The sequence below is a fragment of the Agrobacterium sp. 22-214-1 genome, assembly GCF_053522465.1.
This window is the reverse complement of record NZ_JBNWCK010000008.1, coordinates 12,851-37,531: the sequence shown is the minus strand read 5'-3', so window position 1 is coordinate 37,531 and position 24,681 is coordinate 12,851. Positions and strand designations below refer to the sequence as shown.

The window sequence follows — 24,681 nt, the reverse complement described above, 5'->3', positions numbered from 1 at the left end:
ATCGGGAACCGCCCTGATTGTTGGACAGTTTCTTCATCACACCACCAACGCCATGCTGTGCGCTCTAAGGAATTCAGCACATTTCATATCGTACTGAATGTGGACGCGCTCGGAATTAATGGTGAAGTCGTTAGGGGAGTACAAATCAAGGATTTTTGTTTTAAGTCGCTCATTTATGACGGGATTGTAGCCATATGCAGTCGCGAAGGTCTCAACCTCTTGTTCGGGTTCATCAAAGCCCTTGTCGATAGTCAAAAGCCGCATATTTTGCGGAGCGAAAGCGAAGCCAAGAAAAACGATGGTAGACGCGTTTGCCATTGCATGCTGAATTTTTGGTGCTCTATCACTCGCCCGCGACTCGGACCACGTAACGATATTGTCGCTCATTTGCCTTATTCTTTGGGGTGAAACATCGCCGCCAAAGGGATGCTCTTCCAAGTTTCCAAGGCTTCCGTATGGGTGGATAATATTGATCCTAGCGACAATCTGTCTCGCCCTATCAGGTGGAACATCACGGAACGCATTCATTATGGCATGTTCTAGGTACATTTCGATGCAGCGATCATAGTTGAAGCAAATAATCGTTATGTTGCTTCCCACGTTGTCAACGTCGCTGTTTCTCACCCCATCGAAGAGCATCCGCGTAAACGAATTGATCCATGTGTCAGAGAGTTGTGGGGGTGAAGAAGCCGCTGTTCCGAGTAGGGTAGTTGCGAGCTTACTGCGGCGCTCTGCTTCCAAGATCGCGTAAGCAATCTGGATTTTCCCCACTTCCGCGATTACTTCGTCTCCGGTATGGCGATTTATGAATTCGTCAATTGAACCAGCGTGATCGATAGCACGATTGATTTCCGCCATTCCCAATAAGCGTGCGTTGATTTCGTCATCGTCTTTGGTGTATCGATTGACAATGCATTTATAGATCGGCTCAACGCCTTCACTAATTGACCAGTGATCAAATCTAAACCTGCAATTGATTTGGATTGTTTTCATGAGTGCTTCACCTACAGGCAAGCCAAACTCGTGGCTTGCACCAGCACCGATTATGAAGACAGTGTTGTCCCGAAACATTCCAGCCGCCTAATTTGCAATCTACCCTAAGCAAACTAAATCATGCGTTGAGTTTGGCTTGCAATACTATTTTTACGGGGAAGATCGCGCTTTTCGAGATATGCCCAGATTACTGCCAAAGCAGTGAGGGCGATGACCGACGCGAGCACAACGGACAACACCCCTTGTGCAGAGACTTCCAGTCCGAGAAATTTAATGGTGATCTTGGGCATTGGACGCACCTTTCCATTTAAAATCAAAATGAAGGTGCTGCTTGCTGCTTCGCATAGTGGGAGGTGGGCGAGATTCGTCAATGATATTGTTGCAACATGATCTTATCCACAGGCGCTAATATTACGCGTTGCAGAGGCGCTCACCTCCTGCGCACCGCGATTCCCATAGCCAAGAGTGCAAGAATGAAAATGAGAATTACAGCGACGAGACCAGACGCGCTGGCTTCGAAGAACAGGAATTTGACTGACAGTTGCTGATCCATGGGCGCACCTCTTCATTTAAAAAACAAAATGAAGGTGCTGCTTGCTGCTTCGCAGTATCATCTGCTTGATGTTTTCAGTCAACTCAAGACGTGAACAAACCGTGACTCGCTGGACTCTAAATTGACTTACACCATCTAATTCACAGGCTGGTGTAGGCTCTTCCGGAAGTCGGTATGGTAGATTGGACCAAAATCACGTGCACAATCTGAAAAATGTTCAGAGGGTAAAGTCACTCTAACGTGGGCGGAGATGGCTTGGGGCAGCAAGGTGACTTCGTCTCTTCTCACCAACGATGAAACTGCTCACGTTCAGAATGGTGCGTCGCTCTCGGGGGTGAGATCGCTGGTAGCGCTGAGGTTTATTTTTTTCGCCAATGATTGCTTGACGTCTTGCCTCCACATCTTAGCTTTCTTTTGACGAAGCGCGTTCATTTCATCTGACAATTTCTGACCGGCGGGCGTATTTGCTCCAACAATAAAGCTTGCAGTTCCAAGGTTAGCTAAAAGCGTTTGGATACACTGGTCGCGCTCAGATGTAGTCGTGGCGTCATGATATTCAGCCCAGCAGTTCTTAATTTCGAGATTTAGCGAAAAGGGTGCGATTAATTTGCGTCCAACGACTCCAATACCGGTTATGAATACGGGGGCGCGACCGAGATCGCCAGAACGATTGGAATAGGTAGGGCAACGGTTTATCGCTACCTAAAATAACTCAGCGCGAGGAAATTGTGTCTCAGGTCGCGCCGTATGTGGACGGGTTTGTGGACAAATATCATCATCGCTACAGTTGGCAGCCGCATATTTTGTTGTCATTAACGAGAACGTGCTAATATTTTGCAACTCTGGGCTTTGAGGGGAGAAACAATGGGGATGGACCCGACTGCAAGCTTAAGGATTTCCATATGGCAAGCATTTTCACCGCCGTCGTCCCTTCTGTATACGGACGCTGAAAGGAGCCATTTGCTCCATCCCCGAGGTTCTTCACTTTTGAAAGAAATATATTCGTGGCAAACCCGCGAGGAGGTTTTTGGGTCCATCAGTGACGACACCTTGCGCACTTCACTGAAAGCTTTGTTGGTGGATGTCTTCAATGAGACGGTTCCACCTTCCGAAAGGACCTGTACAAAACTCAATGACTTTCTTGCAGCCGCAGGGAGTGCAATCCACTCTGGTCAGACGGAATGGATGTCAAGTGCGGAAAGCGACGATGACCGGGACGACACGGCAACAACAATAGATCCGTTTCGCGCCCTTTTCCAACATCTCCAGTGGATTCACGAAATTTTCAAAGACAGACCCGGCACGTCAATATTGGTTCGGTAAAAATGAAACTCGCAGCACCGTTAGACTTAACTGATTCAATTGCTCGACTTCTGAGTTCTGGCTTGTGCAAGTTAGAGGTACAGGAGGATCACGCCTTTGGCAGCTCAAATTGGTTGAACTTAGGTTCAATTGAAGTGAAGTCTGCGAGCACCCTACAGGAAGCTTATACTCGCGCCTGCCGCCGAGGCGGGTACGTTTGGACAACCCCATCGGTTGCAGACACAACAGACGCATTATCCGCGTTGTTCGCGGTCGACGCATTGGGTCCTGACGACAAAAAACGCGCCATGGGGAAAATACGCCGCCTTCTTGATACTATTGCAACTACCGTGATGCGCGTGGGCTTGGTCAATCCTGTTTTTGATCCGGGCACTCTAGAGAGCATGCCTTTTCAACGCCCATGTACAGTAGTGACCGACACGTCTGGGATCATTCAAGGCGCTTTGAACTTTATTACCAGCTATTTACATCCGGCAGCGCGGATAAAAGTTCCTGGCATTGTGCACATGGAAATCGTCAACTTTGGTGACCGCTTCATTTCAAATCGACATGATACAAAGCCCAGAACAATTGATCTGACGCTTGACCACATTCGTAGTCAAGCAGGGCATAGAGTTTTATTGGGTCTAGAATTGCGATCGAACACCGAAATTGAACGAACCTTTCTACTAGGAGATCCGCTTCGAAACGCTTTCCAGCCGGAAGGTGACAAAGACCTGAGGGGATTGAACCTAACGGGAATAATTAATGCATACTGCGACAGACTCATCCTCGAAGCTGCACGACACCATCAGGCACAGTCTGCTCCCGGGCACCGTGTCCACTTGCTCACCGCCGACCAAGGATTGGCGCGTATGGCTCTGGCAGAGGGCTTGATGCCAATTTATTATCGAGCGGTGAAAGCGTCTGACATGTTAGGAAAGACCTTAAGCGGCGTCACCCTGAATCCCTTCACCGGCAAGATCCGTTCTTTTCCTCTCACCGACATCCTGTGGGAGCTAGCTACCGCTTTTGGAACGGTTCGGCTGTCCGTTAACGATGAAACTTACCTTACAGTTTCTGCCATTGGAAAGGACCTGCCTTGGTCGCCTTATCAAAGCCAAGAAGACTTACTTTGGTTCGAAGAGGTAGGAATATCCTCTTGGGGCAACGGATCAGCGACGCCCTCGGTTATTCAAAAAAAGGCAAAAAAACAGGAAAATCCAAGAAGTGGTAAGACAAAACCACTAAACGCATCTGAAAGCAGAAGCTCAGAAGCTTCGCGGACCGACAAATCTGTCCCTGTATTCAGATTCCATCTTGAGAAGCTATTCAACCTCGTGTTGGAACTTGATGCCGAAGGTAGACTTTCTGAGAAGGAGGTCATGGACACCATTTCAGCGAAAAAACTTGGTGGTATAGAAGAGTTCCGAAGATTCTTGACTTCTGGGAAAGCAATTTCTCTTGAAGACAGGCGTTGGGAGGCGGAGCCTAAAATCTCCCGTTTAGCGGAAGCGATTATCGGTTTGGACATCGACGCCTTGAGTAGAGAACTTCACGCGTTTCCATCTTGCGCTCTCTTGCAAGATGTTATCAAGGATCTCCCCATAGGTCACTCTTGGGATTTCAAAGAATTTTCGAGAGCTAAGACGGCTTACAAGAGTGTCGCTGAAATCCTTGAGATTGGCTGTTTGCTTGAAGATGGAATGTATGCGACTCCGCTGAAACCAAGTTTAGAGAACTTTGCTAACATAGCGATTGATCGATTCAAAACCCTGTCTCAGGGGGACGAACTTGTTGCTACAGGGGCTTGGCTTGAAGATCTTATTAAAATCGACGGTATTCATCCAAACGTCGCTCGCAAGCTGTTAGATGCCGCGAGCGAAAAAAATCTGCTAAAACGGTCCACTGAAGGCTCAACTACGGATACGCGGTTTGAGGAGCGATTTATCTATGAATTAGAAATTGCTTCTGGCAAACCTGCCGTTAATAAAGCCTACCTTTATAGGGGTGACTTTCTCATCCCGGGAAAATCGAGCTCAAGTCTTCGGATTGAGAGGACATCTTTATGAGTCTGCGAGAACGACTGAAAACTGCTCAGAGAACACAACGGTCTGTTGATGTATTCAGCCGCTATGGTGTCCTAACAAACCCCTTTCCGGCATCAAATCAAACATCAAACAATCCCCATTTCCCCTCAGCGGCTGATGATGAGGTGGAATCGCGTATCGTAAGTTTTATGCGCGATGGAAAATCACAAGTTGTAGTGATTGAGGGCACTCAAGGCGTTGGTAAGACAAACTTGCTCAACCACTTTGAGCAGGACATCCATGACGCCCTCAGTGACGATGAGGGTTATTACGTAGTACGATATTTGGCTGACCCTGAAAAATCTTTTGACGGGACTATACGGCAATTATTTTTGGAGCTTGGTCAAGATCACTACAGACGCCTTGCTGAAGCGATTAGCAGCGATCCAGCTTCACTTAGCCTAGTTCGTAGTACTGATCTGAAAGCAGCACTGAAGACACTTTCAGAGTTCCCAGAATCCGACGACCTCTTGCGAGCATTCGAGGATTGGTTATTGGGTCTGCGTCTTTTGAAGATTCATCGAGAAGGTCTGGGTGTTCAATTCAGACTCGATACTGTTGAGTCAAAAACAGCGGCTCTTCGAGACATTGTTGTGATAAGCAGCGAACTTAGCTTGCTGAAAGGCGTATTCCTGCTTTTGGATGAGCTAGAGAAACAAGACGGGGTATTAGGACCCGCAGCAATAGTTCGATATCTCTCGGCAATGCGCGCCATAATGGACGCTTTGCCTAAACATCTTTTTATGATGTTGGCTATCACTCCTGATGCCATGCGAAGATACTCATCCGCTCTACCCGCGTTTCGAAGTCGTTTGCAGAACCAGATCGTACTCTCGCCGCTAAAGACGGTCGAGGAGGCTATTGAATTAGCCAACTTTTACGTTCAAAACGCTAGGCGAGAGGCAGAACGCGTAAGAGGCACCAAACCATCAAAACCACGTGCTCTCGTATCCACCGACGAGATGGAAGACGCTTTTCTAAAGCTTCTTCGCACGGCTGAAAGACGCGGCGATGATGGAGTTCGCCAGCGAGAATTTCTGCATCAGATTCATTTAATCGCAGAGAAAGCAATTAGCCAATAGGTTTCTAGGTGAACAATCGTCAGCCAAAAATATCATTTGGCTGACGTAGCGGTTAAAGCGCCGTCATGCGCTACTAGTAATGTACGATGAGGTCTAGCTCCTCCAGAACGCGTTTCTTCGCTTTCGCATGGCTTAACGCCGCTTCGGAAAAGCTTTGATCTTTAGCATTGGTAATCACCCAATCAATCGTTTCAAATAATTCCTTTCGCAACCTCTCGCTTTTCGCGAGATTATCGATCGTATATTTCTGCAACTCACATATTCCCTGTTTGGAATACGCCGATATTCATAATATAAAGTCATTCACTTCTCAGCATATCGTTTTGATATTATTGTTTATTTTTTGCGTATTCGAATGCTTTTTCTAACGCCTCCCTCTGGTTTTCAAGAGAGTATCCCTCCCCATAATACCCAGCGTGACCTTTGAGTGAATGCCCCATAATCGCGCTTTTTAAACCGAGATCGCAGCCTGATCTTTTCAATAGGTCGTCCAGCCGATGGCGATATGAGTAGTGCCCTTTACCCGGGACAACCTTTCTGAAAAAACCGGACATCGAACAGTTCATGCGCGTTGGACCTTGACCGTCATGGAAAGACGGAAACCCGTTCGGAAAGCGCTTCATCACTTCCAGCGCATCGCCCGTTAGGACAATATCCCTGTGGCGTACACCGCCTTTCTTGACCTTTCGGCGCAAAGAATTAGGGTACACACTGATGAACGGAATTGGAGCATCAAGACGAATGTCCGCTGCCTCCATCCAAATGAGTTCTCGAACACCGCAGCCCGTCATTTCGCCGAGGATCGCGATGGCTTTGCATTCTTCTCTCATCGAAGATTTCTCCAGCGCGGCTCTGGCAATTTTGACTTCTGCTTCGGTGAACGGCTTACGTTTCGCAGAATCTTCAAGGTTGATGGGTTTGAAGTTTTCAAAGACGTTTGTCCGCTCTGGATAGTGAGAAGCAATTACTACATCCAAAATGATCCGAAGCCACATCAGTTTCTTATTGCCTTCATCCCCCTTGAATTCACCCTCCTTACATGCAGCAATCAGCTTCTTTCGATACTCTGCGACATGACGTTTCTCTATTTCTAGAACGTTTGTGTGCGTAGGCATCCGCCTTAAGAAATCATCGGTTGCCTGCTCAAATCTACGCCATTTCCGTCTCGTCTCAACTTCGTTCAAGCCAAAAACTTTCTCAGGCGATAACTCTTGAAACAGCTTGAACGCTTGTTCCCATAGCAACGGTGTCTCCGGTGGCGTCTCCAGTATCCCGGCGATAGCCCCGGACTCGATTGGATTCAGCTTGGACTTGAGCGCCCTAACATTTTCTCTGGCTTCATAGGCTTGGAGCAACTGCGATACGTTTAGATTGATCAAGTCGGAGTGCGGAATATAGTCAACATTAAGTTTTTTTGCCGCCACCCTTATCTCGCTGTAATCAATGCGAACGTCATCGGGCACAATATCGCTGTCCATAGGGACAGCATATTTCACCTGCTCAATGGGCAAACGCCTCCGTGCAGTCGCCTCATCCTTCGTTCTCAAGGAACGCCAAATCTGGCGATGTTTCGTCAACGGCTTTAGCCGTTTCGGAACATTCATGACGAAATAGTAGTAGCCGTTTTCACGCTTCATAAGATTGGGATGAACACCCATGAACAACTCTCCCTGACAAATTCGGATTTCCACCTCCGTAATATTGATGATGCATTACTGTAGATTAATTTGGCGCATCAAGTCAATATAGCGAAGTTTAATTTTGCTTGGCGCCCAATTTTGTTTTCAAAATAAAATATTAATTCTCATTTGTTTTGAAAACAAACCGGCAATAAATCCAAATTTACAAATATACATAGAGTTCCTTCGGTTTGGCTTATTAGCAATTCCATTAGCAATTTTCTGATGCAACGGTTCACAACGGAATATTTGAAGAAGACATTTGACATGAGTTTTGAATTCTCCTATGAAATCAAACTCTTCCGAGGGGTGTGCTGCGGCACTGAGATGGCATTTTGCCAAACCCTTATCTACCTGATCCGGGTCATGCCGGCGTAGGAACGGAACTGTCGCGCCAAGAGGCGCTGCCCTTTCTCTTCTCCGCTTTGCCTGATCTCCGGGATTGTCACATCTGGAGACGAATGATGATGCTGAAACCTTCCGCCCTTCGCACACGGTGCGTCTGCGTCTGCGTCTGAGGTCCGGCTCATGCGTGCCACCCATGCGCTGAACGGTGTCGGTCTTCTGCTGGTTTTCTGGCAGGCGGGAACATGGCTGTTTTCACCGCCCCGCTATATCCTGCCATCGCCCGCCGATGTTGCCGGCGCTTTCTGGCGTCAGCCCGGCTTCCTGTTCGGGCAGGCACTGGTGACGCTCAGTGAAATGGCGCTAGGGCTCGCGGCAGGCATCGCCGCCGGCATTCTCGTCGCTTTCACGATTGCCGCCATCCCGCGTCTCGGCCGCCTCGTCTGGCCCATGGTTCTGGTGTTGCAGGCCTTTCCGGTCTTCGTGCTCGCCCCCATCCTCGTCCTCTGGTTCGGTTTCGGCATGGCTTCGAAAGTAGTGATGACGGCGATCATCATCTTCTTCCCCGTTGCCTCCGCTTTCACTGACGGGCTCAACCGCACCGATCGCGCCATCCTCGACGCCGCCTCGCTGACTGAGGCGAGCCACTGGCAGATCCTCACCCGGTTGCGTGTGCCGCTGGCGCTGCCATCGCTCATTTCCGGCCTGAGGGTGGCGGCGCCGCTCGCCCCGCTTGGCGCCGTCATCGGCGAATGGGTGGGTGCATCGGCCGGGCTTGGGTTCGTGATGATCCAGTCCAATGCCCGCATGCAGACCGACACCATGTTCGCCGCCATGGCCATTCTCGCCGTCATGGCGGTGCTGCTGCGGCTCATCGTCGACCGGGCGACCGCCAATCTGGCCCCCTGGGCCAAAGAAACAGAACACACCATTCCTTTCAGATCTTTACGGAGACTTTCGGCACCATGAAACGAACTCTTCTTTCCCTCGTCGTCGCGGCAGCAAGCGTGCTTTCACCCATGCAATCGCAAGCGGCAGACAAGCTGACCGTGTTGCTCGAATGGTTCGTGAACCCCGATCATGCGCCGATGGTGATCGCCAAGGAACGCGGCCTGTTTGCCGATGCGGGGCTGGAGGTCGAACTGGTTCCGCCCGCAGACCCGTCCGCCGTGCCGCGTCTCGTCTCGGCAAAACAGGCCGATATCGGCGTGCATTACCAGCCGAACCTCTATCTCGATCACGATGCCGGCCTGCCGCTCGTGCGTTTCGGCACGCTGGTCGAGACGCCGCTCAACACCGTCACCGTTCTGGCCGATGGGCCGATCAAGAGCCTGAAAGACCTGAAGGGCAAGAAGGTCGGCTTTTCCGTTTCCGGCTTCGAGGATGCGATGCTGAAACGCATGCTGGAAAAGGACGGGCTGACGAAGGACGATGTCGAACTCATCAACGTCAACTTCTCGCTCTCGCCGTCGCTGATCGCCGGCAAGGTGGATGCCACGCTAGGCGGCTTCCGCAATTTCGAGCTGACGCAGATGAAGCTCGAGGGACATGAAGGCCGCTCCTTCTTTCCGGAGGAACACGGCGTGCCGGCTTATGACGAGCTGATCTTCGTCACGCACCGGGATCTCGCAAAGGACAGCCGCCTGCCGCGTTTCCTCTCCGCCGTGGAACAGGCCGCGATCTTCATTACCAACCATCCTCAGGAATCCTGGCAGCTTTTCATCAAGGCCTATCCGAACCTTGACGATGCGCTGAACAAGCAGGCCTTCTTCGACACGCTGCCGCGCTTCGCCAAGCGCCCGGCTGCACTCGACCGCGCGCGCTACGCCCGTTTCGGCGCCTTCATGCAGGAGATGCAGCTGATCAAGCAGGCGCCGGCGGCGGACGACATCGCCGTGGAGCTGCAGCAGCCATGACGACGAATTTTCCGACAGCGGCAATCGCCGCCGAGATTCTGGAGCGGGTGCGCAAGACGCGCCCGCGCGTGCATTGCCTGATGAACACCGTGGTGCAGAAATTCACCGCAGACGGCATCACCGTCGTTGGCGGTATTCCTTCCATGACCACCTCGCTGGAGGAAATCGAGAGCTTCGTCACCAAGGCGGATGCGCTGACCGTCAATCTCGGCACGCTGGATGCCGAGCGGCGCAAGGTCATCCGGCTAGCGATCGAAATCGCCAATGCATCCGGCAAGCCGTGGATCGTCGACCCCGTGCATTGCGACTATTCGCCGTCGCGTCTGGAATTCGCGCGTGAACTCATCGCACTTTCCCCGACGATCGTACGTGGCAATCACGCCGAAATGAGCCTGATCGGCGATGTGCCTGGCGTGGTGAGGATCGAGACCGGGCCGGTCGATCATCTGCGCGATACCACCCGCAGCGTCAGGATCATCAACGGCCATCCGTGGATGGCGAAGGTGACGGGAACGGGGTGCCTTTCGGGCGGCGTCATCGCCGCCTTCATGGCTGTCGAAAAAGACGCGTTGACGGCGGCGGCCTCCGCCCTTGCCGTCACCGGCGTTTCCGCCGAACTTGCGGCCAAGCACGCCAAAGGCCCCGGCAGCTTCGAACCGGCGTTTCTGGATGCGCTTTCCGAAATTTCCGGTGAGGACATCACAAATCACGCAAGGATAGAGCATGAACAAGGTTGATTACCGCCTCAACGCGCTGGTCGATGCGAGCCTCAGTGAGGTTGCGCCGCTGCCGGAGCTTGCTCTGGCGGCTGCGCTGAACGGCGCGACCATTCTGCAATATCGCGACAAGCACGGCTCGACGCGCGAGATGATCGAAAACGCCCGCGCCATTCACGAGGCCATCGCCGGCGCCGGCGTACCGCTTGTCATCAACGACCGGGTGGATGTGGCCCTCGCCTCGGGTGCGGACGGGGTGCATCTCGGCGCCGACGACATGGACGCCAAAACCGCAAGGCGCATTCTCGGCGAAAAGGCGATTATCGGCCTCACCGTCAAGAACCGCCCCGATGCCGAGCGGGCGGCCTCCATGCCCGTCGACTATGCCTGCATCGGCGGCGTGTTCGAAACCGTTTCCAAGGTCAATCCGGACAAGCCGGTCGGTATCGACGGTTTTACCATGCTGCGCGCCCTGCTGAAGGAGTGGAAGCCGGATATGCCGGTCGGCGCTATCGCCGGCATCGATCTTGCCCGTGTGCCGTCCGTCATCGAGGCGGGCGCGGATGGTGTGGCGGTGATTTCCGCCATTTTCCGCGCGGGCGATATTGCCAGCGCAACCAAGGACTTCCGCTCCAGGATTGACGCGGCGCTGAAAGCGAGACAGCCATGACAGCCATTGCATTGACCATTGCCGGCTCCGACAGCGGCGGCGGCGCGGGTATTCAGGCGGACATCAAGACCTTCTCCGCGCTTGGCGCCTATGCCGCCAGCGTCATCACCGCCATCACCGCGCAGAACACCAAAGGCGTGACGGCGGTGGAGGATATTTCGGTCGCCACCATTATCGCGCAGATGGATGCGGTATTCTCCGATCTCGCCGTCAATGCGGTGAAGATCGGCATGGTCTCGCGGATCGAAACCATCGCCGCCATCGCGGAACGGCTTCGGCGGCAATCGCAGCCGGTGGTGCTGGACCCGGTCATGGTAGCGACCTCCGGTGACAGGCTGCTGCATGAAGACGCCATCGAGACATTGCGGCGCGATTTGCTGCCGCTCGCAACCATCGTTACGCCGAACCTGCCGGAAGCGGCGCTGCTGACCGGCACTTCGATGGCGAAGACGGAGACGGAGATCGCCCGCCAGGCTGAGTTGATTCTGAAGGCGGGCGCGAAAGCCGTGCTCATCAAGGGCGGCCATGGCGACGGGCCTGAGAGCACGGATTATCTGTTTGCGGATGGCGCCATGCAGGCGCTTTCCGCGGCACGGGTGGAGACGAAGAATGACCACGGCACAGGCTGCACATTGGCGGCGGCGATTACGGCTCATCTTGCAAAGGGTCGTGAGTTGCGGGAGGCAGTGGGGCTTGCGAAGGACTATCTGAATGGGGCGCTCGATGCTGGGCGGGGCCTTGCTGTTGGGCACGGGCGGGGCCCGGTGCATCATTTTTATCGGTGGTGGGGGTGACTTGAAGTGGCGGAGCGTGGGGCTTACCCCCCTCTGTCCTGCCGGACATCTCCCCCTCAAGGGGGGAGATCGACAAGTGGCTTGCCCACCACATTCAGTAACGTCACTTTATTGATAATAAGATGGCTGCGAGGGGACGAGCGGGCGCTCCATCCGATCTCCCCCCTTGAGGGGGAGATGTCCGGCAGGACAGAGGGGGGTGGCCGCGAACTCTGATGCTACCGCGCCTTCGGCGTCGCCAGCACATTCCGGATCGCAAAACTCGAATGAATGCGCGAAACCCCCGGCAGCTTCGACAGGATCTCCTTGTGAATCCGCTCGAAATCCCCAGCACTTTCCGCCTCGCAGCGTAGGAAATAATCCGAACCGCCCGTCATCAGATAACATTCGCGGATTTCCGGATATCGCCGCACCGCATTTTCGAAACGGTTGAGAAAATCCTCCGTCTGGCGGTCGAGCGTGATCTGCACGATGACCGAAATCACCTCGCCACCGGCAAGGCCGCTCGTCAGCGCCGTATACCCCCTGATGATCCCTTCCCGTTCGAGAATATCGACCCGGCGAAGGCAGGCGGATGCGGAAAGCCCGACTTCCGCTGCCAGTTTCGCATTGCTGATACGGGCATTGAGCCGAAGCAGGCGGATGATGTGGCGGTCGGTCGCATCGAGTGACGACATAGAAGATTCCAATCAGCAAAAGAAAATTGCGCCATTGTGAATTCTATCGCATTTTCTTCGAGCAATCGCCAAGAAATTCGACAATCGTTGCAATACCCTCATGGGATAAAAATGAGGGTGAACGACCATGGACATGCAGATCAGCCGCCAGCAGGCCGCCGGTGGTGCAAGCGGCCATTTGACCATTGATCTCGGCGCATTGCGCGACAATTATTTGACCCTTGCGGCCATGGCGCCCGCATCGCAGACGGCAGCGGTCGTCAAGGCCGATGCATACGGTCTCGGCGCGGATATCGTCTCGCAGGTCCTGTTCGACGCGGGTTGCCGCAATTTCTTCGTCGCCCATATCGATGAAGCGCTGGCGTTGCGACTGCGGCTTTCGGCAGAAGCGCGGATCTTTGTTCTCAACGGTCTTCAGCCCGGCAACGAGACCTCCTGCGCTGCCATGGCCGTTACCCCGGTTCTGAATTCGCTGGAGCAGATTGCCCAATGGTCGGCCCACGCCAAAAAGCTTGGCAAGGCGCTCACCGCCGCCGTGCAGATCGATACCGGCATGTGCCGTCTCGGCCTCTCCCCCGAAGAACTCGAAATCCTCGCCCCCCGGCCGCAATTGCTGGATGGCATCGACATCGCCTTCGTCATGAGCCACCTCGCCTGCGCCGATGAACCGGACCATGCCTCCAATGCCGCGCAGCTTGCAGTGATGCGTGAGGCCGCCATTGCCTTTCCTGAAGCGCCCGTCTGCTTTTCGAATTCCGGCGGCATCTTTCTGGGCAATGATTACCACAACCACCTGCTGCGCCCCGGCATCGCGCTTTATGGCGGCGCGCCGTCCGTTACACGCCCCAACCCGATGAAGCCGGTCGTTCGCCTCGATCTGGCCGTCATCCAGACCCGCACCGTTCCCGCCGGTTCGCTGGTCGGTTACGGCGGCTCCTTCGAAGCGGCCGGGCCGACGCGTCTGGCAACCATCGCCGCCGGTTACGCTGACGGCCTGCCGCGTTCGCTCAGCAATCGCGGCGCGGCGTGGTATAACGGCGTGCGACTGCCGATTGCGGGACGCGTTTCCATGGACAGCATCATTCTCGACATATCCACCCTGCCCGAGGGAACATTGACCCAGGGCAGCCTTGTGCAGATGATCGGGCCTGAACAGACGCTGGAAGACATTGCCGAGGATGCCGGCACGATCGCCTATGAAATCCTGACCGGCCTCGGACGCCGTTATCGACGCAGTTATATTCAGCCGGGAGAAACCCCGGCAGCCGCTTCAACATCAGTCAATCACAAGTGAGACGATCATGAACGTCACTATCCTCGGAGCCGGCGTCGTCGGCGTGACCTCCGCCTGGTATCTGGCCAAAGCCGGGCACAAGGTGACGGTGATCGACCGCCAGCCGGCCGCAGCGCTCGAAACCAGCTTCGCCAATGCCGGCGAGGTTTCCCCCGGCTATTCATCGCCATGGGCTGCGCCTGGCATTCCGGTGAAGGCAATGAAATGGCTGTTCATGAAACACGCGCCTCTCATCATCCGCCCCACTGCCGATCCGGCCGCATGGCGCTGGATGAGCCAGATGCTGCGCAACTGCACCTCGGCGCGTTACGCCATCAACAAGAGCCGCATGGTGCGTGTTGCCGAATATAGCCGCGATTGCCTGATGGCGCTTCGCGAAGAGACCGGCATCGAATATGACCAGCGCATGCAGGGCACGCTGGAGGTGTTCCGCACCCAGAAGCAGTTCGACGCCATCGGCAAGGATGTCGACGTGCTGACGGCGGGCGGCGTGCCTTTCGAGATTCTCGACCGCGACGGCTGCGCCGCCATCGAACCCGGTCTGTCTCCTTCGAAGGAAAAGATCGTCGGCGGCCTACGCCTGCCCGGCGATGAAACCGGCGATTGCTTCATGTTCACCACCGAACTTGCCCGTATGGCCGAAGAGGCGGGCGTTACCTTCCTTTACGATACCGGCATCATGCGCCCCATCGTCGAGGCAGGGCGCGTCAAGGCCGTGGAGACCACCCGTGGGCTGGTGGAGGCCGATATTTTCGTGGCGGCGCTGGGCAGCTATTCGCCGCAGTTCGTGCGCCAGCTTGGCCTTACTTTGCCGGTTTACCCGGTCAAGGGTTACTCCATCACGGTTCCGATCGTGAAAGAGGAGCGCGCGCCCGTTTCCACGGTCATGGACGAGACGTTCAAGGTGGCGATCACCCGCCTCGGCTCACGTATCCGCGCCGGCGGCATGGCGGAAATCGCCGGTTTCAGCAAGGATTTGCCGGCAGCACGGCAGGAAACGCTAGCCCACTCGGTGGAAGACCTGTTCGGCGGCGCGGGCGACCAGAGCCAGGCGAAATTCTGGTGCGGTCTGCGCCCGATGACGCCGGATGGTACACCTGTCATCGGCGCCACCCGCTACAGCAATCTATATCTCAATACCGGCCACGGCACGCTTGGCTGGACCATGTCCTGCGGCTCCGCCCGGGTGCTTGCCGATCTCATCAGCGGCAACAAGCCGGAGATCGACACACACGATCTGGCGATCAGCCGTTACGCCGCCTGACGCGCAATCAACCCGCCATCCCGTCCCGCGACGGGATGGCGGTCAATCAGAGCGCCAGCGCATCCTTCAGCGCCAGACCTTCCATCATGCGCAGGTCAAGATCGGCCTCGATGTGGTCGAGATGCTGCAACATCAGCGCACGCGCCTTTGCCGTATCCTTCGCCTCAAGCGCGTCCAGGAGATCGGCGTGATCATTGTGGCCGCAGCTTGAAACACCCGAGCGCCCGTAAAGCGCAATGACCAGCGACGAGCGGGCGACCAGCTCGTCCATGAATTTTTCCAGAATGGCATTGCCGGCAAGCGAGGCCAGCATCAGGTGGAAATCGCCCGATGCCTTGATTTCCGCGCGTCTGGCGCTCGGGCCGCGCTCATGCTGGTGGCGGCTTTCCTGCACCAGATGCTCACGCAGCCGCTTCACCGCCGCAGGCGTGATTTTTTCGATTGCGGCATCCACGACGCCGGGTTCGATCAACCGGCGCGAAGCGAACACCTGCCGCGCTTCATCCGGCGTGGGATTGGAGACGAAGGCGCCCCGGTTGCGCTCGGCCTTCACCAGCCCCTCATAGGCCAGCATCTGAAGTGCGGCGCGCACCACCGTGCGGCTGACATCGAACAGCGTTCCCACTTCCGATTCCGACAGTTTGGTTCCCGGCGCCAGCCGCCGGTCGACAATGGCGTCACGCAGCGTATCGCGAATGGCCTGGGCACGGTCTTCGTGCGAGGTGTCGGAATTGACGGTTATCTGGGAAAGGCTCATCGGTGCGTCCTGTTTATTCTTGAGTTCTAGCGCGAAGTGCGTCGCGCGCAAACAGGAATTGCGGGCCGCCGCCGGTCTGCCACAATTCATTCAGCGCCCGTTCAGCAGCCGGGCTGTATTTCCTTAACCATCGAATTTGCAACTGGCAGCGCCCTGCCACCTGTATGGAAGAACACACCATGTCGTCCTTTGCAGCTAAAACAGTTCTGGCCGTCGCCGTCGCCGCCGCCACCATCGTTCCCTTCAACAGTGCATCAGCCGATGACTGGGGCCGCCGCGACCGTCGCGATGCTGCCATTCTGGGTGGCGTGCTCGGCCTTGCCGCCGGTGTCGCCGTCGGCTCCGCAATGTCGCGTCCGGCGCCGGCCTACGATGAGCGCGTCTATGTCGACGAGCCGAGCTATATCGATGAAGAGCCCGATTACCGTTATTATCGCGCAGCACCCCAGCCGGTTTACCGCCCGGCACCCGTCTATCGCGCCCAGCCGGTTTACGACAGCCGCCCGGTCTACAACCAGCGCCGCACCTATCGCACCATCGAGCCCTGGACCAACGCCTGGTACGATTATTGCTCGCAGCGTTACCGGAGCTTCAACACCCGCACCGGCACCTATACGGATTATGACGGCCAGCGCCATTTCTGCGTAGCAGGTTGATCGGGAAGACCTTCAGCACGGTTATTACCGTTATTGTCAGGCCGCGGACGGAAACGTCCGCGGCTTTTCCGTGCGCGCTACGCGCCATCTTACGCCGTGCCGCTCCTCACATAATCCGCCCGGTTGATGCCGTGGCGCTGCAGCTTGTCGTAAAAGGTCTTGCGGGCGATGCCGAGTGTGGCGATGGTTTCCGCCACGTCACCATTCGATTGTTCCAGCGTTTCGCGGATGATGCGCGCCTCGATCTCATCCATGCGTTCCGGCAAGGTGCCGGAGGCGGGGATCGCGGATCGTAATGCGGGCGCGTCCGCTGGTTCCGTCTCCAGCCCCAGCACCACCCTTTCAGCGAAATGGCCGAGTTCGCGCACGTTTCCCGGCCAGTCATGGTCATTGAGGCGGCGGGAAATGCCGGCACTGATCTGCGGCACCGCCATGTTGAAACGGTTGGCGGCCTTGGTGACGAAGTGGGAAAACAACAGCGGAATATCCGCCTTGCGTTCGCGCAGCGGCGGAATGGACAGCGTCACCACATTCAGCCGGTAATAGAGGTCCTCCCGAAACGTGCCGCGTTCGGCAGGATCGCCAAGATCGACCTTGGCCGCCGCGACCACGCGAATATCGACCGGCCGCTCCTCATTCGACCCGAGCGGCGAGACCTCGCGCATTTCCAGAACGCGCAGCATCTTCACCTGCACCGCAAGCGGCATGCTCTCGATTTCGTCCAGAAACAGGGTGCCGCCGCTCGAATGTTCGATGCGGCCGACGCGCTTTTTCTGCGCGCCGGTGAAAGCCCCCGGCTCATGGCCGAAAAGCTCACTCTCGATCACCGTTTCCGGCAGCGCCCCGCAATTCAAAGCCACGAAATTGCCCTTGGACCGCTTCTTGCTCCAGCGGTGAAGCGCCGTCGCCACCACCTCCTTGCCGCTGCCCGTCTCGCCCGCCACCAGCACATCCACATCCGTATCGGCAATGTGCCGCAGCGTGGTGCGCAGGCGCTCCATGGCGGGCGTCTGGCCGATCAGCGGTAGATCGTCCTCCGCCTGCCCCGCCGCCCGGCGAAGGGCGCGGTTTTCCAGCACGAGGCGGCGCTTTTCCAGCGCCCGACGGGCGCTTTCCACCATGCGTTCGGCGGGAAATGGCTTGGCGATGAAATCATAAGCGCCATTGTGAAGCGCATCGACGGCCATCGGCACATCGCCATGGCCGGTGATGAGGATGACCGGCAGATCGGCATCGATCTTGCGGACATGGTCGAAAAATTCCAACCCGGTCATGCCGGGCATTCGCACATCGGTGATGACGACGCCGTCGAAATCCTCGTTCAAGGCCGCAAGCGCCTGTTCTGCGCGGGAAAACGACGTGACCGGCAATCCATCGAGTTCCAGCGTCTGTACCATCGCCTTGCGCAGCTGGGAGTCGTCGTCCACCAGGAATATGGTTCCATCCACCGTCATGTCATGCTCGCTTCAGAAATACGGAAAAAAATGTGCCCGCCTTGCTGCTTACCACCTCGATGCGCCCGCCATAATCCGAAGCAATATCGTTGGAGATGACGAGACCGAGGCCGAGGCCGCTTTCCTTGGAGGTATTGAAGGGCGAAAAAAGCTGGGCGCGGATGGCTTCGGGAATGCCAGTGCCATTGTCGCTGACGGAAAGCACGACCATGTCGCCTTCCTCGCGCACACGAACTTCGACACGCGCCGCCCCAGTCTCTTCAGTGGCTTCCAGCGCGTTTTGCAGAAGGTTGATGAGGATCTGCTCCAGCCGGATACGGCTGCCGAGCACTTTCAGGTCCTGATCCGGCAACACGATATCCAGCGCATCCATCTGCCCGGAGAAGCGGCTGCGCAAAAGCATGACCGCACCTTCGATAACCAGTCGAACGCTGACAGGCTCGGCGGCGGTGCGGCCCTTGCGCGCCAATATTTTCAGGTCGCCGGTAATGGTGCCGATACGCTCGGTCAGCGCCGCGATCTTTTCGAGATTTTCGTTGGCCTCGGACATGCGGTCGCGTTTCAGCAGGGTGCGGGCATTATCGGCAAAGGCGCGGATGGTCGCGACCGGCTGGTTGATTTCGTGCGCCACGCCCGCCGCCACCTGCCCCAGAATGGAAAGGCGGTTGGCCTGTACCAGTTCGTGCTGCACATTGCGCAACTCGCCCGAGGTCTTTTCATGCAGGGCGATTTCGGCCTGCAGATGATCGCGGGTCTTCGTCAGGTCGCGGGTCCGCTCCTGCACCTTCATTTCCAGCTCGGCGCGGGCGCGCTGCTCCTCTTCCTTTTCCTTGAGTGCCTTGTGCCTGCGCCACAGCCACAGGGCCGAAAGCGCCATCAGCGGCATCAGCGTCGCCAGCGCCACCACCCTGCCCTCGCGGATGGCGGCGTTCAGCGCCGGCGCGACCGGTTGGAGATAGTGCAGCGTCCATGAAGTGGTTGGCACCGGCACTTCCAGCCGCAGATAATCGCCGCGTTCCCTCCCCGGCTCATCGACATGAATGAGCGGAACACCCTCGCTCGCACGCCGCGCCGCCCGAAACGGCAGCGTTGAAAGCGCCTCATTGCCGAATTGCAGGCTTTCGGAAATGATTTTCCGCCGCGCCTCGTCGATGGGCGCAACGGTCTTGAACCGCCACTCAGGCACGCTGGTCATCAGCACGACACCGTTCCTGTCGACCACATAGACCGGCTTGCCGCCGATGTTCCAGTCTGTCTCCAGCCGGTTGAACTCGACCTTGGCAATGACGACGCCAAGCGGCCGCCCATCGGCGGCATCGATGCGGCGGGAGATATAAAGACCCGGCCGACGGCTGACATTGCCGAGAGCATAATGTTCGGACATGCCGGTCTTCATCGCCGCCTGGAAATATTCGCGGAAAGCATAATTGGAGCCGACAAAGCTGTCATCCTGCCGCCAGTTGCTCGACGCGATGGTCAATCCGGTCGGCCCGGTCACATAAATCACCGAGGATTGTGTGCCTTCAATCAGCCCTTCCAGCTTGCGGTTCAACCGGTCGAGGGCAGGAGCACCGCCGCCATCCAGCGCGGCGGCAAGATCAGGATCTCCGGAGAGGACAAGCGGAATGGCGCGCGGCCGCTCCAGCGCGACATTCAGGAGCGCGATCTTCAGTTCGGCATCCGTGGCGGCTTCGGAACCGGCCATGCGCAGCGCCTGATTGCGGGCGAACTCATCGGCCACCAGCAGAACGCCAAGACTGACGAGCAGCCACAGGCCCGCCAGCGCCAGCCATTGCGCCCGTCGCTTCGCATGGGAATGAGATGCCTGTTCCTGATAAGTCATGCGGCAATTGTGCGGATTTACACACAGACCGCAAGATATTTTGTCCGGAATTCCGCACAAATGCATGTGGGCCGATGAGGCGCCAATAAAAACTACTTTTGAAATCAGCCAGTTACACTAAATAAGCAAGTCTGGCATGCGTATTGCACATGACTCCGCAATCGGCGCGAAGCCGTCAACGTCACGGCGATCCCGGGAGGCCAATAAAGGCAGGGTGAGGCCGAGGAGGAAAAAACATGATCGATACGACAGCCGTGGCCGCAGGCCACGCCAAGCAGCCATTCTACAAGCACCTGTATTTCCAGGTTCTGGTGGCCATCATCGCCGGTATCGCGCTCGGCCATTTCTATCCGGCCTTCGGCGAACAGCTGAAGCCGCTCGGCGACGGCTTCATCCGCCTCGTCAAGATGATCATCGCTCCCGTCATCTTCCTCACCGTCGCAACCGGCATCGCCGGCATGAACGACATGAAGAAGGTGGGTCGCGTGGCCGGCAAGGCCATGATCTACTTCCTCGTATTCTCCACGCTCGCGCTCATCGTTGGCCTCATCGTCGCCAACACCGTGCAGCCGGGCGCGGGCATGAATATCGATCCCGCCACGCTGGATGCAAAGGCAGTCGCGACCTACGCCGACAAGGCCCATGAGCAGACCATCACCGGCTTCCTGATGAACATCATCCCGACCACCATCGTCGGCGCTTTCGCCAGCGGTGACATTCTGCAGGTGCTGTTCTTCTCGGTTCTGTTCGGTATCGCGCTTGGCATCGTCGGTGAAAAGGGCAAGCCCGTCACCGATTTCATGCACGCCCTGATGTATCCGATCTTCAAGCTGGTCGCTATCCTGATGAAGGCCGCCCCCATCGGAGCTTTCGGCGCCATGGCCTTCACCATCGGCAAATACGGCATCTCGTCCGTCACCAACCTTGCGATGCTGATCGGCACCTTCTACGTCACGTCCTTCCTGTTCGTATTCGTGGTTCTCGGTGCAGTATGCCGTTACAACGGTTTCTCCATCGTCGCGCTCATCCGCTACATCAAGGAAGAACTGCTTCTGGTTCTCGGCACGTCGTCTTCCGAAGCCGCCCTGCCGGGCCTGATGAGCAAGATGGAAAAGGCTGGCTGCAAGCGCTCGGTCGTCGGTCTCGTCATCCCCACCGGTTATTCCTTCAACCTTGACGGCACCAACATCTACATGACGCTGGCGGCCCTCTTCATCGCGCAGGCGACCGGTATCCACCTCTCCTTCGGCGAACAGATCCTGCTGTTGCTGGTGGCCATGCTCTCCTCCAAGGGTGCCGCCGGTATCACTGGCGCGGGCTTCATCACGCTCGCGGCCACCCTCTCCGTTGTGCCTTCGGTTCCGGTTGCCGGCATGGCGCTGATCCTTGGCATCGACCGTTTCATGTCGGAATGCCGTGCACTCACCAACTTCGTCGGCAACGCAGTTGCCACCATCGTCGTCGCCCGCTGGGAAGGCGAACTGGATCAGGATCAGCTCGCCCGCGTGCTGAGCGGCCAGGAAGAGTTCACCGGCATCGCCGATGTAGATCAACTTCCGGCTTCGGTGCAGCCCGCCGAATAATAAGACCTCCCAAGGTCCGGCCTGTCCCGGTTTCTCCGGGCAGGCACATATGGAAAGCCCGGCGCATCGACTGGATGCGCCGGGCTTTCATTGTTCAGGCTCTCCCCATCAAACGGGGTTTTTATCGGCCGGAAGATGCGGTAGAGCCGAAGCGGAACCAATGCGATAAGCGGAGTGGCGGCATGAAGAACCTGTTTCTGGCCTGGCAATTCTGGGCGCTGCTATCGGCAGCCTTTGCGGCTTTGACCGCCATCTTTGCGAAGATCGGCGTCGAAAATATCAATTCCGATTTCGCCACTCTCATCCGCACCGTCGTCATTCTCGCCGCCGCAGGCCTGATGGTCTACATCACCGGCAACTGGCAGCAGCCTTCCACCATCTCGGGTAAAACCTGGGTGTTCCTCGTGCTTTCGGGACTGGCCACCGGCGCATCGTGGATATGTTATTTCCGGGCGCTGAAACTCGGCGACGCCGCCCGCGTCGCGCCCATCGACAAGCTGAGCGTCGTGTTTGTCGCCGTCTTTGCCGTGCTGTTTCTGGGGGAAAGGCTGTCTTTGCCCAACTGGCTCGGCGTGGTGCTGATCGCCTGCGGCGCGGTGCTTGTGGCCTATCGGGGATAGGCCGGCCGGATAAACCGGCCGGCACAATCGCTGGAGTTATCAGCCTCGGGCAGCCGCGACCTTGTCGAGACCACGCTTCACACCGGCAAACAGCTCGTCCAGCTGTTCGGCCGTAATGATAAGCGGCGGGCAGAAGCAGATGGATTCGCCGATAGGCCGGGTGATGACACCCTCCTCCTCAATGGCCGCGGCAAGAGCGAGCGTCGTATCGCCCGGCTTCATGCCCTCCCACGGTTTCACCTCCAGCGCGCCGATCAGGCCGATACCGCGCGAGGAATGAATGAGCGGATGATCGGCCAGCGCCTTCAGATGATCGAGAAACCTGCCTTCCAGCCGCGCGACATTGCCGACCAGATCGCGCTCCTGAATGATCTTCAGGTTTTCCAGCCCCACAGCCGTCGCGACGGGATGGCCGGAGGCGGTGTAACCATGGCCGAAGGAACCGATACGGTCGGATTCATCGGCAATCGGCTGGTAGAAATTGTCATTCATGATGATCGCCGAAAGCGGCATATAGGACGACGAAATCTGCTTGGAGACGACAAGCACATCCGGCTTGATGCCATAGGTCTCGCAGGCGAACATCTTGCCGGTTCGGCCGAAGCCGCAGATCACCTCATCCACCACAAGCAGAATATCGTATTTCTTCAGGATCGCCTGAACGCCTTCCCAATAACCTTCCGGCGGCAAAAGAACGCCGCCGGCGCCCATTACCGGCTCGCCCCAGAAAGCCGCGATGGTTTCCGGGCCTTCGCGGAGGATCAGATCCTCCAGCTCCTTCAGGATACGCGCGGTAAAATCCGTCTCGCTTTCCCCTTCCTTTCCAAAATGCACATAGGAGGGGCAGGCCGTGTGCAACATGCGGTCCAGCGGCAGGTCGAAGCTTTCATGGTTGCGCGGCAGGCCGGTGATCGAGGCCGAGGCAATCGTCACACCATGATACCCCTTGATGCGGCCGATGATCTTCTTCTTGTCTCGTCTGCCCAGCGCATTGGAGCGATACCAGACCATCTTGGCGACCAGATCGTTGGCCTCGGAGCCGGAGGAGGTGAAATGCACCTTGGACATCGGCACCGGTGAAAGCTCGATCAGCAGCTCGGCGAGATCGACCGACGGGCCGTGCGTCTTGTAGGAAAAGGTGTGGTAATAGGGCAGCTTCTGCATCTGCTTCGTCGCCGCGTCCACGAGCCGCTGTTCACCGAAGCCGAGCGCCACCGACCACAGCCCCGCCATCGCCTCGATATAGCGCTTGCCGCTGCTGTCGGTGACATAGATGCCCTCGCCGCTCTCGATCACCAGACCGCCGGTCTTTTCGAATTTGCGCAGATTGACATTCGGATGCATCTGATAGGCGATATCGCGTGCCTCGACGGAATTCGGCAGGATGGTCATCGATGAAGGCTCCATTTTCGGTTGATGCTCGGCGTGTCAGACGTGCTGGCCGCCATTGATGTGAATTTCCGCGCCGTTGATGTAGCTCGACTGTTCCGAGCACAGGAAATAGATGGTCTGCGCCACCTCGGCCGTGGTGCCGAGCCGCCCGAGCGGCACCTGGGCTTCCACCAGCTCCGCCGTTCCGGGGGAGAGGATGGCGGTGTTGATCTCGCCCGGCGCAATCGCATTGGCGCGCACGCCGCGCGGGCCGAACTCATGCGCCAGCTCGCGCGTCAGCGCTGCAAGCGCCGCCTTCGACGTGGCATAGGCCACGCCGGCAAAAGGATGCACCCGTGAGCCGACAATCGACGTGACGTTGACGATGGAGCCTTTTGCCGCTTCCAGTTCCGGCAAAAGCGTGCGGGCGAGCAGCGCCGTCGAAACGAGATTGACGTTCAGCACCCGCGTCCAGATTTCCGCCGTCGTATCCATGACACCGAGACGGCTACCGCCCTCGCCCTTCGGCGAAATTCCGGCATTGTTGACAAGCGCCGCAAGCTTTCCCTCCGGCAGGCGTGAACGCACCTCATCCGCCAGATCGTCAATGCGGGACAGGTCCTCCAGATCGGCCTGAATATGGCTCTCCCGCGCCGACGGCCAACGGCATTCCTCGGAGAAAGGTTGCCGCGATACGGTGAGAATTCTCCAGCCCTTTTCCTGAAACAGCTTGACGGTGGCGTGCCCTATTCCGCGGCTTGCGCCGGTCAGAAGCATATAAGGAACAGCCATGTGAGAACTCCTGTGCCATGCGGACCGTTGAGCCGGCCGCGCATTCAGCCCCGCATGTTAGAGCGCTGCCACCGGCTGACAAGGTCTTTTTTGTCGCGGCGCAGCGATGGCGGATCGGCGACGGGCTAATCCCATTTGATGCACGGCTTTCACCCGAAGGGAATATTTGAAGCCGACCGTTTACCCATAAAATGAAGCCTCCCGAATGTGTGATCAGTATTGGGAGGGGG

General features: G+C 56.9%; 21 protein-coding genes, 1 pseudogene and 1 riboswitch. Of the genes and pseudogenes, 13 read left to right on the top strand and 9 right to left on the bottom strand.

Annotated elements, in window-relative coordinates; all coding sequences use genetic code 11:
* Positions 1–36: 36 nt before the first annotated feature.
* Positions 37–1,071, bottom strand: a complete 1,035-nt coding sequence (locus tag ACQZ5G_RS21990; protein WP_137086409.1) for a hypothetical protein — start codon at positions 1,069–1,071, stop codon at positions 37–39.
* A 35-nt stretch (positions 1,072–1,106) separates the two neighbouring features.
* Positions 1,107–1,283 carry a hypothetical protein gene (locus ACQZ5G_RS21985; RefSeq protein WP_162694297.1) on the bottom strand — a complete coding sequence of 59 codons (177 nt, stop codon included), beginning with the start codon at positions 1,281–1,283 and terminating at the stop codon, positions 1,107–1,109.
* 911 nt (positions 1,284–2,194) lie between these two features.
* Here ACQZ5G_RS21985 and ACQZ5G_RS21980 point away from each other — a divergent pair.
* From ACQZ5G_RS21980 to ACQZ5G_RS21970, 3 genes and pseudogenes are all read left to right on the top strand, one after another.
* A pseudogene (locus ACQZ5G_RS21980) lies at positions 2,195–2,257 on the top strand (helix-turn-helix domain-containing protein); the annotation flags it as partial.
* A gap of 614 nt (positions 2,258–2,871) precedes the next feature.
* Positions 2,872–4,920, top strand: coding sequence for a hypothetical protein (locus ACQZ5G_RS21975; RefSeq protein WP_448738494.1), 2,049 nt, complete (start codon positions 2,872–2,874; stop codon positions 4,918–4,920).
* A complete protein-coding gene (locus ACQZ5G_RS21970) occupies positions 4,917–6,020 on the top strand; it encodes a hypothetical protein (protein ID WP_448742680.1) in 1,104 nt (367 codons plus the stop codon). Before ACQZ5G_RS21975 ends, ACQZ5G_RS21970 begins: the two co-directional genes overlap by 4 nt.
* 329 nt (positions 6,021–6,349) lie before the next feature.
* Here the strand turns inward: ACQZ5G_RS21970 and ACQZ5G_RS21965 are convergent, their stop codons facing one another.
* Positions 6,350–7,678 carry a DUF6538 domain-containing protein gene (locus tag ACQZ5G_RS21965; protein ID WP_448738491.1) on the bottom strand — a complete coding sequence of 443 codons (1,329 nt, stop codon included), beginning with the start codon at positions 7,676–7,678 and terminating at the stop codon, positions 6,350–6,352.
* A 316-nt stretch (positions 7,679–7,994) separates the two neighbouring features.
* A riboswitch (TPP riboswitch) is annotated at positions 7,995–8,097 on the top strand.
* Positions 8,098–8,227: 130 nt separating this feature from the next.
* On the opposite strand from ACQZ5G_RS21965, the gene ACQZ5G_RS21960 reads away from it, so the two are divergent.
* Genes ACQZ5G_RS21960 through thiD form a run of 5 tightly spaced genes read left to right on the top strand, consistent with a single transcriptional unit; the run spans position 8,228 to position 12,140 of the window.
* Entirely contained in the window at positions 8,228–9,013 is a 786-nt protein-coding gene (locus tag ACQZ5G_RS21960; RefSeq protein WP_448738490.1) for an ABC transporter permease, read from the top strand.
* Positions 9,010–9,960 carry an ABC transporter substrate-binding protein gene (locus ACQZ5G_RS21955; RefSeq protein WP_191856056.1) on the top strand — a complete coding sequence of 317 codons (951 nt, stop codon included), beginning with the start codon at positions 9,010–9,012 and terminating at the stop codon, positions 9,958–9,960. The genes ACQZ5G_RS21960 and ACQZ5G_RS21955 overlap by 4 nt, the downstream gene beginning before the upstream one ends.
* On the top strand, positions 9,957–10,697 hold the full coding sequence (locus tag ACQZ5G_RS21950; protein WP_448738489.1) for a hydroxyethylthiazole kinase: 741 nt from the start codon (positions 9,957–9,959) through the stop codon (positions 10,695–10,697). Before ACQZ5G_RS21955 ends, ACQZ5G_RS21950 begins: the two co-directional genes overlap by 4 nt.
* A complete protein-coding gene (gene thiE, locus ACQZ5G_RS21945) occupies positions 10,684–11,346 on the top strand; it encodes a thiamine phosphate synthase (protein ID WP_448738488.1) in 663 nt (220 codons plus the stop codon). The genes ACQZ5G_RS21950 and thiE overlap by 14 nt, the downstream gene beginning before the upstream one ends.
* Entirely contained in the window at positions 11,343–12,140 is a 798-nt protein-coding gene (gene thiD / locus ACQZ5G_RS21940; RefSeq protein ID WP_448738487.1) for a bifunctional hydroxymethylpyrimidine kinase/phosphomethylpyrimidine kinase, read from the top strand. Before thiE ends, thiD begins: the two co-directional genes overlap by 4 nt.
* Positions 12,141–12,358: 218 nt before the next feature.
* On the opposite strand, the gene ACQZ5G_RS21935 is transcribed toward thiD, so the two are convergent.
* Complete coding sequence (locus ACQZ5G_RS21935; RefSeq protein ID WP_003500727.1) at positions 12,359–12,817, bottom strand: Lrp/AsnC family transcriptional regulator; 459 nt, start codon at positions 12,815–12,817, stop codon at positions 12,359–12,361.
* A gap of 127 nt (positions 12,818–12,944) precedes the next feature.
* Here ACQZ5G_RS21935 and alr point away from each other — a divergent pair, with 127 nt between their 5' ends.
* Positions 12,945–14,111: an alanine racemase gene (alr, locus tag ACQZ5G_RS21930; RefSeq protein WP_448738486.1), complete on the top strand. Its 1,167-nt coding sequence runs from the start codon at positions 12,945–12,947 to the stop codon at positions 14,109–14,111.
* A gap of 7 nt (positions 14,112–14,118) precedes the next feature.
* Complete coding sequence (locus tag ACQZ5G_RS21925; protein ID WP_003519915.1) at positions 14,119–15,375, top strand: D-amino acid dehydrogenase; 1,257 nt, start codon at positions 14,119–14,121, stop codon at positions 15,373–15,375.
* 46 nt (positions 15,376–15,421) lie between these two features.
* Here the strand turns inward: ACQZ5G_RS21925 and ACQZ5G_RS21920 are convergent, their stop codons facing one another.
* Positions 15,422–16,132, bottom strand: coding sequence for a GntR family transcriptional regulator (locus tag ACQZ5G_RS21920; RefSeq protein WP_003519916.1), 711 nt, complete (start codon positions 16,130–16,132; stop codon positions 15,422–15,424).
* Positions 16,133–16,311: 179 nt separating this feature from the next.
* Here ACQZ5G_RS21920 and ACQZ5G_RS21915 point away from each other — a divergent pair, with 179 nt between their 5' ends.
* Positions 16,312–16,788 (top strand): BA14K family protein, encoded by a 477-nt coding sequence (locus ACQZ5G_RS21915; protein WP_448738485.1) that lies wholly within the window; start codon positions 16,312–16,314, stop codon positions 16,786–16,788.
* A gap of 89 nt (positions 16,789–16,877) precedes the next feature.
* Here ACQZ5G_RS21915 and ACQZ5G_RS21910 read toward each other — a convergent pair whose 3' ends face one another.
* Both ACQZ5G_RS21910 and ACQZ5G_RS21905 read right to left on the bottom strand, forming a co-directional pair.
* Complete coding sequence (locus ACQZ5G_RS21910) at positions 16,878–18,242, bottom strand: sigma-54-dependent transcriptional regulator (RefSeq protein WP_304983509.1); 1,365 nt, start codon at positions 18,240–18,242, stop codon at positions 16,878–16,880.
* A gap of 1 nt (position 18,243) precedes the next feature.
* The gene (locus tag ACQZ5G_RS21905; protein ID WP_003519919.1) at positions 18,244–20,085 is read right to left on the bottom strand and encodes a sensor histidine kinase; all 1,842 of its coding nucleotides are present in this window, start codon (positions 20,083–20,085) and stop codon (positions 18,244–18,246) included.
* A gap of 236 nt (positions 20,086–20,321) precedes the next feature.
* Here ACQZ5G_RS21905 and ACQZ5G_RS21900 point away from each other — a divergent pair, with 236 nt between their 5' ends.
* Both ACQZ5G_RS21900 and ACQZ5G_RS21895 read left to right on the top strand, forming a co-directional pair.
* On the top strand, positions 20,322–21,668 hold the full coding sequence (locus ACQZ5G_RS21900; protein ID WP_003519920.1) for a dicarboxylate/amino acid:cation symporter: 1,347 nt from the start codon (positions 20,322–20,324) through the stop codon (positions 21,666–21,668).
* A gap of 182 nt (positions 21,669–21,850) precedes the next feature.
* On the top strand, positions 21,851–22,288 hold the full coding sequence (locus ACQZ5G_RS21895) for an EamA family transporter (protein ID WP_059758266.1): 438 nt from the start codon (positions 21,851–21,853) through the stop codon (positions 22,286–22,288).
* Positions 22,289–22,327: 39 nt separating this feature from the next.
* Here ACQZ5G_RS21895 and ACQZ5G_RS21890 read toward each other — a convergent pair whose 3' ends face one another.
* Together ACQZ5G_RS21890 and ACQZ5G_RS21885 are read right to left on the bottom strand one after the other, a co-directional pair.
* Positions 22,328–23,680, bottom strand: a complete 1,353-nt coding sequence (locus tag ACQZ5G_RS21890) for an aspartate aminotransferase family protein (RefSeq protein WP_448738484.1) — start codon at positions 23,678–23,680, stop codon at positions 22,328–22,330.
* Between the two features lie 36 nt (positions 23,681–23,716).
* Entirely contained in the window at positions 23,717–24,451 is a 735-nt protein-coding gene (locus ACQZ5G_RS21885) for an SDR family NAD(P)-dependent oxidoreductase (protein WP_003524050.1), read from the bottom strand.
* Positions 24,452–24,681 lie beyond the last annotated feature (230 nt).

Bases quoted from the DNA above. Each gene is read 5' to 3' on its own strand.
- ACQZ5G_RS21990 (WP_137086409.1), bottom strand. From the start codon at position 1,071: ATGTTTCGGGACAACACTGTCTTCATAATCGGTGCTGGTGCAAGCCAC.
- ACQZ5G_RS21985 (WP_162694297.1), bottom strand. From the start codon at position 1,283: ATGCCCAAGATCACCATTAAATTTCTCGGACTGGAAGTCTCTGCACAA.
- ACQZ5G_RS21975 (WP_448738494.1), top strand. From the start codon at position 2,872: ATGAAACTCGCAGCACCGTTAGACTTAACTGATTCAATTGCTCGACTT.
- ACQZ5G_RS21970 (WP_448742680.1), top strand. From the start codon at position 4,917: ATGAGTCTGCGAGAACGACTGAAAACTGCTCAGAGAACACAACGGTCT.
- ACQZ5G_RS21965 (WP_448738491.1), bottom strand. From the start codon at position 7,678: ATGGGTGTTCATCCCAATCTTATGAAGCGTGAAAACGGCTACTACTAT.
- ACQZ5G_RS21960 (WP_448738490.1), top strand. From the start codon at position 8,228: ATGCGTGCCACCCATGCGCTGAACGGTGTCGGTCTTCTGCTGGTTTTC.
- ACQZ5G_RS21955 (WP_191856056.1), top strand. From the start codon at position 9,010: ATGAAACGAACTCTTCTTTCCCTCGTCGTCGCGGCAGCAAGCGTGCTT.
- ACQZ5G_RS21950 (WP_448738489.1), top strand. From the start codon at position 9,957: ATGACGACGAATTTTCCGACAGCGGCAATCGCCGCCGAGATTCTGGAG.
- thiE (WP_448738488.1), top strand. From the start codon at position 10,684: ATGAACAAGGTTGATTACCGCCTCAACGCGCTGGTCGATGCGAGCCTC.
- thiD (WP_448738487.1), top strand. From the start codon at position 11,343: ATGACAGCCATTGCATTGACCATTGCCGGCTCCGACAGCGGCGGCGGC.
- ACQZ5G_RS21935 (WP_003500727.1), bottom strand. From the start codon at position 12,817: ATGTCGTCACTCGATGCGACCGACCGCCACATCATCCGCCTGCTTCGG.
- alr (WP_448738486.1), top strand. From the start codon at position 12,945: ATGGACATGCAGATCAGCCGCCAGCAGGCCGCCGGTGGTGCAAGCGGC.
- ACQZ5G_RS21925 (WP_003519915.1), top strand. From the start codon at position 14,119: ATGAACGTCACTATCCTCGGAGCCGGCGTCGTCGGCGTGACCTCCGCC.
- ACQZ5G_RS21920 (WP_003519916.1), bottom strand. From the start codon at position 16,132: ATGAGCCTTTCCCAGATAACCGTCAATTCCGACACCTCGCACGAAGAC.
- ACQZ5G_RS21915 (WP_448738485.1), top strand. From the start codon at position 16,312: ATGTCGTCCTTTGCAGCTAAAACAGTTCTGGCCGTCGCCGTCGCCGCC.
- ACQZ5G_RS21910 (WP_304983509.1), bottom strand. From the start codon at position 18,242: ATGACGGTGGATGGAACCATATTCCTGGTGGACGACGACTCCCAGCTG.
- ACQZ5G_RS21905 (WP_003519919.1), bottom strand. From the start codon at position 20,085: ATGACTTATCAGGAACAGGCATCTCATTCCCATGCGAAGCGACGGGCG.
- ACQZ5G_RS21900 (WP_003519920.1), top strand. From the start codon at position 20,322: ATGATCGATACGACAGCCGTGGCCGCAGGCCACGCCAAGCAGCCATTC.
- ACQZ5G_RS21895 (WP_059758266.1), top strand. From the start codon at position 21,851: ATGAAGAACCTGTTTCTGGCCTGGCAATTCTGGGCGCTGCTATCGGCA.
- ACQZ5G_RS21890 (WP_448738484.1), bottom strand. From the start codon at position 23,680: ATGACCATCCTGCCGAATTCCGTCGAGGCACGCGATATCGCCTATCAG.
- ACQZ5G_RS21885 (WP_003524050.1), bottom strand. From the start codon at position 24,451: ATGGCTGTTCCTTATATGCTTCTGACCGGCGCAAGCCGCGGAATAGGG.